Origin of the sequence: Mycolicibacterium holsaticum DSM 44478 = JCM 12374 (assembly GCF_019645835.1) — a bacterium.
GTDB classification, from domain to species: domain Bacteria; phylum Actinomycetota; class Actinomycetes; order Mycobacteriales; family Mycobacteriaceae; genus Mycobacterium; species Mycobacterium holsaticum.
Genome location: NZ_CP080998.1, coordinates 2,036,082 through 2,047,700, shown reverse-complemented (window position 1 = coordinate 2,047,700; position 11,619 = coordinate 2,036,082). Strand labels below are relative to the sequence as shown.

The window sequence follows — 11,619 nt, the reverse complement described above, 5'->3', positions numbered from 1 at the left end:
CCGAGAATTAGCGCAGGCTGCCCTAAGTTAGGGTGACATTACCTTATCGTCGGCCCGCCGAACACGGCTACGCCCCGAGTGCCACCGGGTGCGGCCATCGACCAACCGGTCGCGGCTTGGAGATCGGCGGCTACGTAACGTGGGGTCGGTAGTTGCGTCGAAAGGACGCTTCGAAAGGACGCTTCGAAAGGACAGGGCATGGATCTGGCAGGCGTCGGGATTTGGAGTTCGCAGCTGCGTTACGGCGACCAGGGCGAGGCGGCGGACGCCGCCGCCGAGCTGGAAGACCTGGGCTTTACGGCGCTGTGGATTCCCGACGTCGGCGGGCCGGTTCTCGATTCCGTGGACCATCTGCTGTCGTCGACCAAGCAGGTCGTCATCGCCACCGGCATCCTGAACCTGTGGATGCACGAGCCTGCCGACGTGGCGGCGCGCTATCAGTCCCTGACGGCCGAACACGGTGAGCGTTTCCTGCTGGGCATCGGGGTGAGCCACGCGCCGCTCATCGACTCGAAGGAACCGGGTCGCTACCGCAAGCCGCTGGCGGCGACGCGAGCCTTCCTCGACGGCATCGACGCGGCGCAAACCCCGGTGCCGGTCGGCAACCGGGTGCTGGCGGCGCTGGGCCCCAAGATGCTCGAGTTGTCGGCGACCCGGGCGCGCGGTGCCCACCCCTATCTCGTCACGCCCGAGCACACCCGGGGCGCCCGCGAGGTGCTCGGTACGGGTCCCCTCCTGCTGCCCGAGCAGACCGTGCTGCTCACCGAGGACGCTTCGGTGGCCCATACGATCGGAAAGGACTGGCTGCGTTCGTATCTGGCGTTGCCGAACTATGCCAACAACCTGCTGCGCTCCGGTTTCACCGAGGAAGACGTGACGTCGGTGAGCGACCGGTTGTTCGACGCGATCATCGCGTGGGGCGACGAGGAGAAGGTGCTGGCCCGCGTCAACGAGCATCGCGACGCGGGCGCCGACCACGTGTGCGTGCAGGTGTTGACCGCCGACCCGAGGGAGTTCCCGCGCGAGCAGTGGCGTCGGCTGGCCGCGGCGCTGGGTTAGCTTCCGCCGAGACCGACGTTTCGGCGCGTTTTACTCGCACTTCCCCGCCCGTTTGTCCCTTTCGGCGGATCATCGGGTGAGTTCGGCGAGGACTTCGGCGCTGTCCATCGCCGCGACCTCCAGATACACCTCGGCCACCGCGTCGAGCCGGTCGGCGTCGGGTTCCCGCTCGCGCAGTCGCTCGGCCAGCTTGGCCACGCACCGGGCGGCGAACATGTCGGTGACCATCACCGACGACGTGTCCAGCCACTCCCGCATCCGGGCCACCGCCTGGGTGGCCAGCAGCGAATCCCCGCCCAGGACGAAGAAGTCGTCGTCGACGCCGACCTGTCCCGCCTCGACGCCCAGCACCCGGGCCACGATCGCCACCAGCGCCGACTCCAGCGGGTTCGTCGGCGCGCGGTAACCGCGCCCGGCGGGCATCTCGGCGTCGGCCAGTTGCCGTTGCACGGCCGCGCGGTCGATCTTGCCCGCCAGCGTGAACGGTATCCGGTCGGTGACCACGAGAACCTTCGGAACCATATGTGCCGGAACCAGTTCCGCCATCTCAGCGGCGACCGCGTGCGAGTCGACGGTCGGATCGGTGGTCCGGACCAACGCCGCCAGCACGTCGCTCTCACCGGGTAGCACGGCGGCGACGGCGGCGTCGATGCCGCCGACGCGCTTGAGCGCCGCCTCGACCTCGCCCAGCTCGATCCGATATCCGCTGATCTTGACCCGGTGGTCGATACGGCCGACGAACTCCAGCGTGCCGTCCGGCCAGTAGCGGACCAGATCACCTGTGCGGTACCACGTTCGGCCGTCGTACTCGACGAACTTCTCGGCGGTCAGGTCCGCGCGGTCGCGGTAACCGCGGGCGATGCCGCGGCCGGATAACCACAGCTCGCCGGGCACCCAGTCCGGGCAGTCCGCACCGTCGGCGGCGACCACGCGGCACGCGATGTTCGGAAACGGCGTGCCGTAGGGCACCGACGCCCAGTGCGGCGCCGGCTCGTCGACCTCGCACAGCGTGGCGTGCACCGCGGTCTCGGTCGCCCCGCCCAACCCCGCCACCCGTACGCCCGGTGCGGCGTTGCGCAGTGCCACAACGAGTTCCGGGCGCACCCAGTCGCCGCCGAGAAGCACCGTCCGCAGGCTCGACAGCCGGGCGCCGCCGACGCTCAGCAGCATGTCCAGCCAGCCGGGCATCCAGTTCAAGAACGTCACCGAGTGCTGCTCGATCAGATCGGCCCACCGGTCGGGGTCGCGGCGCTGTTGTTCGTCGACCACGACGACCGTGCCGCCTGCGCGCAGGATCGCGAAGATCTCCAGCACCGACATGTCGGCTTCCAGCGAGGCCAACGCCAGGCTGCGATCGGTGGGTCCGAGGTCGAAGTGCGCGGTGAGAAACTCGACGGTGTTCATCACCGCGTCGTGGGTCAACTCGACACCCTTGGGTTCGCCGGTCGACCCCGAGGTGAATAACACGTACGCCAGCGCCGAGGGGTCGACCGCGGCCAGTGCGAAATCCGCGTCGCGGTCGACGGCGGCGGCGACGGTGATCGTCGGCACGTCGGGCAGCACCGCAGCCGGTTCAGCGTCACCGCACACCAGCACCGCCGCGACACCGCTGGATTTCAGGATGCGCGCGGTCCGGTCGGGCGGTTGGTCCGCGCCGATCGGCAGGTACGCCGCGCCCGCGGCCAGAATGCCCAGCACCGCGGGGATCTGCTCGGCGCATTTCGGTCCGATCAACGCCACCAGATCGTGTGGCCGGACCCCGTTGTCACGCAACGTTTCCGCGACCGAACACGCCTGTCCGCGCAGGGCGCCGTAGCGCAGCTCGCCCGCGCTGCTGAGCACGGCGGGCGCATCGGGCGTTGTCTGCGCAGCGCGGAAGAACCCGTCGTGCAACGCTTCCCCACTCGCCGGCGCGGTCGCGGCGTTCACCGCATCGCGTACCGCGCGGGCCTGCTGCGGTACCGCGGGCGGATCCGGCGCGTCCCACGCCGCGTCGTCGGTGGCGAGGCGGGTCAGTTCGGCCACGTGATAGGCGAACATCGCGTCGACGACGCCGGGGCGGAACGCCTCGACGCGGACATCCCAGTTGATCATCAGGCCGGTCGCCAACGGGGTGGCCTGTGCGTCGATGAGCACCTGCGGGCCTTGGGAAATCGTCCACACCGGCGCGCCGAACTGGTCGGTCACCTCCCCCGCGAACAGGTCGCCGAGACCGATCGCGCTGGTGTACACGATCGGTGCCAGCGTCTGAACACCGCGGTGCCTGCTCAGGTCGCGCAGTACCGAGAGCCCGGAGTAGCTGGAATGCCGTGCGGTGCTGTGCAACGTCTCCTGGACCGCGCGGGTGCGCTCTGCGGCGGTGCGGGTCTGGGTGAGATCGATGTCGAGCATGAGCGACGAGGTGAAACACCCGACCAGCTTCTCGACGTCGGGGTGAAACGGCTCGCGGCCGAACATCGGCAGGTTGAGCAGGAAGCGCGCGTTGGTCGACCATCGCGCCAGCGCGTTGGCGTACGACGCCGCCACCGCCATGGCCGGTGTGAGGCCGCGACGCTGGGCGGCGGCGAACAGCGCGTCTCGGGTCGGGACGTCGAAGACGTGCCAGAGCCGGACGCTGCGCCGGGGGTCGGCTTGTTCGGCGGGTGGAACCAGCGGCAGCACAGGCGGTTCGGGCAGTTCCGGTATCCTTTGGGCCCACCACCGCACGTCTTCTTCTGACGGTCCGGGGTCGGCGGCGGTGAGCGCGGCGCGGTACTGCCGGTAGGTGTAGCCCAGTTCGGGCAGCTCACCGCCGCGGTAGAACACCGCGAGGTCGGCCATGAACTTGCGGTAGCTCACCGCGTCCGCGGCGTTCATGTCCATGTCGACGTGCAGGCGGGTGCGCCCGCCCGGGCACAGCGACAGGCTCAGTTCCAGCACGTCACCGTCGAGGACCTGATGCGATTTCTCGTCCCGGATCGCGTCGAGCCGTTCCTGCGCCGCTGATTCGGACAGGTCCCGCAGGTCGTACACCGTCACGGGCAGAGCACGCTCACCGATGCGCTGCGTGCCGTCGGGCAGGATCTCCACCCGCAGCATCGGGTGGCGCGCAACGAGTTTCGCTGCGGCCTGCCGCAGCCGGTTCGGGTCGACGCCTGCGCCGTCGAATTCCACGTACAGGTGGGCGGCCACCCCGCCGAGTTGCTGGTCGTCGTTGCGGCCCAGCCACATCGCGTGCTGCATGGGCGCGAGCGGGAACGGTCCGTCGGCGTCGGTGTCCTCGGCTGCTGCGGGGTCGGCGCTCGGCGGTGCGGTACGGGCGGCGACCAGCGCCGACCACGCCGCGACCGTGGGCGCCTCGGCCAGCGCGGCGAAGTTGACGTCGATGCCCTGCTTACGCCAGCGCCCGGACAGCGACATCATCCGGATGGAGTCCAGGCCGGAGGCGATCAGGTCGGCGTCGGGGTCGACGGCGTCGGGGCTGACACCGAGGAGTTCGGCGACCTCCTGTCGGACGGTCTCGGAACTCGTCGCCGCATCACCCACTCTGTCCTCCAAATTAGTAAAGGCTGCCCTAACTAACCCGGTGGACGCTACCTTATATTCGAGGCACCGCACACTCCTACAGAGGGGCCCACATCATCCATGAGCACCGGTTTCACGCCTCAGCGGAGCGACTTCGCCGACCTGGCGCACGGTTTCGCGCCGTTTCCCGCCGACCGTGCCGAGGAGTACCGCCGGGCGGGCTACTGGACCGATCGCCGGCTTGATTCGATCCTCACCGCCGCGGCGGCCGCCTGGCCCGACCGCAACGCGGTGATCGACGCCGACGTCACCTACACGTTCGCCGAACTCGACGCGCGCGCCGACCGGATCGCCGCGGCGCTGGCCGACCGCGGCATCGCCGCAGGAGACCGGGTCCTGTTGCAGCTTCCGAACACGTGCGAGTTCGCGGTCGCGCTGTTCGGGCTGCTGCGCGCGGGCGCTGTGCCGGTGATGTGCCTTTCGGGACATCGTTTCGCCGAGCTCAGTCACTTCGCCGCGGTCAGCGGCGCCGTGGGGCTGATCATTCCCGACGTCATCGCCGGATTCGACTACCGCGACATGGCCGAAGGTCTGGTGAACGACCACCCGGGGTTGCGTCACGTGTTCGTCGACGGCGATCCCGGAAGGTTCCAATCCTGGTCGCAGCTGGGCACTTTCGACGGCGCAGTCCGTGAACCGGCGCCCGTCGACCCGGACCTGCCCGCGCTGCTGCTGGTGTCCGGCGGCACCACCGGGCTGCCCAAACTGATCCCGCGCACCCACAACGACTACGTCTACAACGCGACGGCCAGTGCCCGCGAGTGCGGCCTCACCTCCGCAGACGTCTATCTGGTGGTGTTGCCCGCGGGCCACAACTTTCCGCTGGCCTGCCCCGGCCTGCTCGGGTCGATGACGGTCGGCGCCGCGACGGTCTTCACCCCCGACCCCAGCCCGGAGTGCGCGTTCGCGTTGATCGATCGCCACACCGTCACCGTGACCGGCCTGGTCAACGCGCTGGCCAAGATGTGGACGCAGGCCTGCGAGTGGGAACCGGTGCTGCCCAAGTCGTTACGGCTGGTGCAGGTCGGCGGGTCGCGGATGACCGCCGACGAGGCGCGCTACATCCACGAGGGGCTGACACCCGGGCTGTCGCAGATCTTCGGCATGGCCGAGGGCATGCTGAACTTCACCCGCCTCGGCGATTCCGTCGACATCGTGCTCAACACGCAGGGCCGGCCGATGTCGCCGCACGACGAGATGCGGGTGGTTGACGACACCGGCGCCCCGGTCGCGCCCGGCGAGGAAGGTGAACTGCTGGTCCGCGGGCCTTACACCCTCAACGGCTATTACCGTGCCGACGAAGCCAATTCCCGCTCGTTCAGCCCCGACGGGTTCTACCGCACCGGGGACCGGGTGCGAATCTTCGCCGACGGACCGCGGGCCGGCTACGTCGAGGTCACCGGCCGTATCAAGGACGTCATCCACCGCGGCGGCGAGACGGTGTCGGCGTCGGACCTGGAGGAGCACCTGTTCGCCCATCCGGCGATCTACGCCGCAGCGGCCGTCGCGCTGCCCGATGAGTATCTCGGTGAGAAGATCTGCGCGGCCGTGGTTTTCAACGGCTCGCCGATTTCGCTGGCCGAGCTCAACCAGTTCCTCGACGCGCGCGGGGTTTCGGCGCACTCCCGCCCCGACATGCTCGCCCCGCTGCCGTCGCTGCCCAAGACCGCGGTCGGCAAGGTGGACAAGAAGAGAGTCGTGGCCCAGCTGCTGTCCTGACCGGTAGGTCGCCGCGAGCGGGCGCCGGCCCCTCAGGACGCGTGGACCTCTTCGCGTGCGGCGGTGACCAGTTCGACGATCCGGTCGCACACCGCGTCCGCGGTCGGGTATTCCCACAGCAGGGTCGGCGGCAGCGCGAGGCCGGTCTGCTTCTCCAGCTGCCGCAGCAGGCCGACGGTCATGATCGAGTCGACGCCGAGTTCGACCAGCGGCTGGCTGGTATCGACCCCGTCCTCGGGCAGGCCCAGTTGGGCCGCCACAGCCGCGACCACGCGCCTGGGCACCTGCTGCGGATCCGCGTCGACGCCGGCCAACTCGTCGGCACCGTCCGCGTCGGTCTCCGCGGGCGCCACGTCGGCGAGCATCGGCACCGCGGCGGCGTTGGCACGCAGCGGCAGCACCACCACGTTCGCCTCGTCCAAGCGCATGGCCACGTCCAGCGCGCGCATCGCCTCGTCGGCGGTCACGGTGTCCATCCCCAGCGCGTCCAGTTGCGCCGCGACGAACCGCGACGTCGACCCCATGCCGAGGCCACGCCACGCGGTCCACGCGACGCTGACGGTGCGATCCCCCAGCGCGCTGCGGTGGCGGGCCATCGCGTCGAGAAACGAGTTCGCGCAGGCGTATGCGCCCTGACCCGGGAAGCCGGGCAGATACCCGCACGAGGAGAACAGCACCATCCAGTCCAACTGCTCGGGCGGAAACACCTCGTGCAGGGTCAGCGTGCCGTCGACCTTGGGCCGCATCGCCGCCTCGATATCGTCCTGGCTGGTATTGACCAGCAGCGCACCGGCTTCCACACCCGCGGCGTGAATCACGCCCCGAACCGGTGGCAGGTTGCGCAGCGCCGCGCGAAGGGTTTCGGCCGCGCCGGGCGCCGCGATGTCGACGGCGACGACGTGAACCGACACGCCGCGCTCCTCGAGGGCCTCGACGGTGCGGATCACCTCGGAGTCACCGCAGTCGCGCCATGTCTGCCGCTCGGGCATGCCCGAGCGGGACAGCAGCACCACTCGCCGCGCCCCGATGTCGGCCAGCCGCTGGGCCATTCGAAGTCCCAGCACGCCGGTGCCACCGGTGATCACATAGGTGCCACCCGCGCTGCACTGCATCGGCGCACCGGCGCCGTGGCCCGCGTCGGCCAACCGCGCGACGGTGGCGACACCGTCGCGGATCACCACGACCGCATGGCCGGGCAGCGACACCAACGCACCGACGGGTAGGTGCGCGTCGGCGACGTCGAGCACCCCGCCGAAGATGTCCGGGTGTTCGGCGGCGGCCACGCGGGCCAGCCCCCACAGCGAGGCGTGCGCGACGTTCGTCCCCTCGTGCACCTGCTGCGTCAGCACCCACATCCGCGCCTTCACACCGCGCTCGAGCAGGTGTTTGAGCGTGCGCATCACGAGGTCCACCGACGCCTGCGGTGAGCCGTGGGCGTCCGGCAGCACCAATACCGTCGCGTCGCGGTCCAGTTCGGCGGCCGTGATCGCGGCCGGATCGGTGCACATCGCGTACGGCACATCGGCGGCGGCCAGGTCGCGGGTGGCGAATCCGCGCGTTTGGGCGTCCCCGCCGACGAGCAGCACCGCGGCGGGGCGGCTGTCTTCGCGCCACGGCACCGGATACCACGCCAGCCGGTGCACCAGCTGCGAGACATCGCTGCCGGTGGGGTTTTCCAGCTCCTCGAACACCATCGCCGTCAGCGACGCACACACCGTGCCGTTTTCCTCGGCGATCGACACGTCGGCGGCGGTGGTGCCGGCGCGGCGCCGAACATGCAGAAGGGCCACCGCAGGCGGCCGACCGTGTACCGCGACCCGCTCGATCCGGGCGGGCATCCGCAGCCGCGGCGGGCCGTCGAACACCGTCGACGCCGCCGACGTCGCCGCGTCGAGAAGCGGAGCCCAGCTCGCCGGCCGCGACCGGTCAGGGCGAGCTGCTACCCGGACCAACAGCTCACCGTCCCCGCGGCGCAATTCGGTGATCTGCCAATCGAATCCCATCGCGGCGACGCCGAGCGCCGCCAGCGTGTCGACCACGTGCTCGGCAGGCAACGGCTCGGGGCAGCGGTCGCGCAGCACGGGCTCGTCGATCGTCCGGCCCCGCAGTTCTTCGAGGTCGTCGTCGGCCGCGGCCACCGCGCTGCTGTGGGTGAGCCAACTGCCGTCCTCGGCGGTGTCGTCGTCGAGCAGGCACGTGGCCAGGGTCAGCGCGCGGTCCTGCAGCACGACCTGGACGTCGCGGGCCCGACCGGGGGCCACCGGCGTGCGCAACCGGACGTCGACCAGGTCGCACTGCGCCGCGGCGAGGAAAGTGTTCAAAAGAACTGCGGCAGGCACGATCTCGGTGCCCTTGACCGGATGATTTCCCGGGTAGGGCCGGGTGTCCAGGTCGAGGCGGGTCTGCCACATGCGTGACGTCACGGCGCCCGTCACGTCGACACGGCCGCCGAGCAGCGTGTGGCTCTCGACGTCGTGCACGCCGCGACCGCCCGGCGGCGGGGTCGGGGTGCGCCAGAACCGCCGGTGCTGCCACTGGGTCACCGGCAGGTCGTCGGCCCACGGCGCGGTGACGGCGATACCGTGGTCCACGGGTGCGCCGTGGCAGTGCAACGCCGCCAGCGCGGTGGCCACCGACGTGATGGCGGGCCGGTCGCGACGAAGCAGGGGTAGGACCGCGTGCTCGTCGATGCCGTGATGCGTGAGCGTCTCGACGATGGAATGCGCGACCACCGGGTGCGCGGATACCTCCAGGAACAACCGATGGCCGTCCTCGACGGCGGCTACGACCGCCTCGGTGAAACGCACCCGGTCCCGCAGGTTCGCCACCCAGTAGCGCTGGTCTCGCGGCGCGGCCGAGCGCGGGTCGGCCAACGCTGTTGTGTACAGCGGGATATCGGGTTTGCGGGCAGGTGGCAGCTGACCGGTCAGCCGACCCAGCTCGCCGGTCAGAGTGTCCATGGCCGGGCTGTGAAACGCCACGTCCGTGTTGACCCGGCGCACCACCAGGCCCTCGTCGGTCCAGGATCGGCAGACCGCGTCGACGGCGCCGATTTCGCCGGAGATCACCGTCGACCCCGGTGACGCGCTGATCGCGGCCACCACGTCGAGGCTCGCGCCCAACCGCTTTTCGGCGTCCGCGAACGGAACGTGCACCAGGGCCATCGCCCCCCGGCCCATCACCGTGCGGAACCCGCGGGCCCGGTAGCAGGCCACCGCCGCCCCCACCGTCAGGTCGAACACCCCCGCGGTCACGCAGGCCGCGACCTCTCCGACCGAATGCCCGATCACCGCCGCCGGCGCCGCCCCGCGGGCGCGCAACACGGCGGCCAGGCCCACCTGCATCGCGAACGTCAGCGCCTGCACGCGGTCGGTGCTGCCGAGCTCACCCGTGCGCAGCGCCTCGGCCGCCGAAAAGCCCAGTTCGGCGGTGAAGATCGGTTCGACGGCTTCGATCACCGCCGCGAACTCGGGTTCGCCGGCCAACAGTTCGCGGCCCATCTGCGGCCAGTGCGAGCCGTGTCCGGAGAACACCCACACCGCGCCGTCTTCCGCGGACGCAAGGGCGGCGCCGGTCACCACCGAAGCGTCGGGCACCGCGTTGGCCAACGCGTCGAAACCGGCGGCCGCACCGTCGATGTCGTCGGTGACGACCGCCGCGCGTACCGGTTCGTGCGAGCGGCGCAGCCACGTCGTCGCGGCGACCTCGTCGAGCCGCAGGTCACCGCGGCCCAGGCGCGCCGACAACGCCGCCGCCTGTGCGCGCAGCCGCGGCGCGGATCGCGCCGACACCGGGATGACAACCGGATAACGTTGCGCCCGTGTGGTTTCGACGACCTGCGCCGGCGCCTCTTCGAGCAGGACGTGGGCGATGGTGCCGCCGTATCCGTAGCTGCACACCGCGGCGCGTCGCGGCGCGTCGTCGCCGCGTTTCCACTGCTCGACCTCGGTGGGCACCCGCAGCCCGCTGTTGGCCCAGTCGACCGCCGGGGTCAATGTCTGCAGGCCCGCGGTCGGCGGGATCGTCTCGTGGTGCAACGCCAGCGCGGCTTTGATCAGCCCGACGATCCCGGCCCCGCCCTCGAGGTGACCGACGTTGGGCTTGACCGATCCGATCCGGCAGGGCGCATCGGGGGGCCGGCCCACACCGTAAACCGATGACAGCGCGCGGATTTCGGTGGGGTCGCCGGTCGGAGTGCCGGTGCCGTGCGCCTCGACGAAGTCCACGCTCGACGGCGCGACACCCGCGGATTGGCATGCGCGCCGGAACATTTCGGCCTGGGCGTCACCGTTGGGCGACATGATGCCCACGGTGCGGCCGTCCTGCGCGACCGCGCCGCCGCGCACCACGGCGTAGACGTGGTCGCCGTCGCGCAGCGCGTCGCCGAGCCGCTTGAGCACCACCACGCCGGCGCCTTCGCCGCGCCCGTATCCGTCGGCCGTGGCGTCGAAGGTCTTGCATCTGCCGTCGGGGGCGGTCGCGCCTGCGACGTCGAGCACGCGGGTCAGCCCCGGGCCGATCAGCGCGCTGACCCCGCCGGCCAACGCCAACGACGTCTCCCCGGCGCGCAACATCTGGCAGGCCTGATGCACGGCCACCAGCGATGCGGCGCAGGCGGCGTCCAGCGCGACGCTGGGCCCGCGCAGATCGAGCAGGTGCGACACCCGGTTGGCGATGCCACACAACGAGGTGCCGATCCCCGTCCAGGCTTCGATGCCGGTGAGGTCCTCCATGACCAACTTGCCGTAGTCGTCGGAGTTGACGCCCATCAAGACGGCGGTGTCGCTACCGGCCAGCGACCTCGGCGGCACCCCGGCGTGCTCGAGCGCTTCCCAGCTGACCTCCAGCGCCAGCCGCTGTTGCGGATCCATCAGCTCGGCCTCCCGCGGCGAGACGCCGAAGAACTCCGCGTCGAAGCCGGGCAGGTCGTCCAGGAAGGTGCCCCAGCGGGTCACGTCGCGCAGCACCGCGGCGTTGCGCGGGTCGCGGCGCAGGTAGGGCTCCCACCGCTCGGCGGGCACTTCGGTGACCGCGCTGCCGCCGTCGAGCAGAAAGTTCCAGAACTGGGCCGGTGTGGTGATGTCACCCGCCACCCGGCAACCGATGCCGACGATCGCGACGGGCTCGGAGGCGGAGCTCACGAAAGAATCCGGCCGCCACAAACAGGCCCAGTAGTCTGGATAGCCTTGCCTAACAAGTGACGCGCCATGGCGCCCATATTTGCACACCGTCGGTGATATTTGGCAACTACGGAGCGCAGGTCGGAAGTGGTGCCGC

General features: G+C 70.6%; 4 protein-coding genes. 2 read left to right on the top strand and 2 right to left on the bottom strand.

What is annotated here, in order from left to right:
- Nucleotides 1–198 precede the first annotated feature (198 nt).
- The gene (locus K3U96_RS09865) at nt 199–1,059 is read left to right on the top strand and encodes an LLM class F420-dependent oxidoreductase (RefSeq protein WP_220692867.1); all 861 of its coding nucleotides are present in this window, start codon (nt 199–201) and stop codon (nt 1,057–1,059) included.
- A 69-nt stretch (nt 1,060–1,128) separates the two neighbouring features.
- Here the strand turns inward: K3U96_RS09865 and K3U96_RS09860 are convergent, their stop codons facing one another.
- A complete protein-coding gene (locus K3U96_RS09860) occupies nt 1,129–4,584 on the bottom strand; it encodes a non-ribosomal peptide synthetase (protein ID WP_220693472.1) in 3,456 nt (1,151 codons plus the stop codon).
- A gap of 99 nt (nt 4,585–4,683) precedes the next feature.
- Here K3U96_RS09860 and K3U96_RS09855 point away from each other — a divergent pair, with 99 nt between their 5' ends.
- Nucleotides 4,684–6,342, top strand: a complete 1,659-nt coding sequence (locus tag K3U96_RS09855) for a (2,3-dihydroxybenzoyl)adenylate synthase (protein WP_220692866.1) — start codon at nt 4,684–4,686, stop codon at nt 6,340–6,342.
- 32 nt (nt 6,343–6,374) lie between these two features.
- Here the strand turns inward: K3U96_RS09855 and K3U96_RS09850 are convergent, their stop codons facing one another.
- On the bottom strand, nt 6,375–11,483 hold the full coding sequence (locus K3U96_RS09850) for a type I polyketide synthase (protein ID WP_230982410.1): 5,109 nt from the start codon (nt 11,481–11,483) through the stop codon (nt 6,375–6,377).
- Nucleotides 11,484–11,619: the final 136 nt, after the last annotated feature.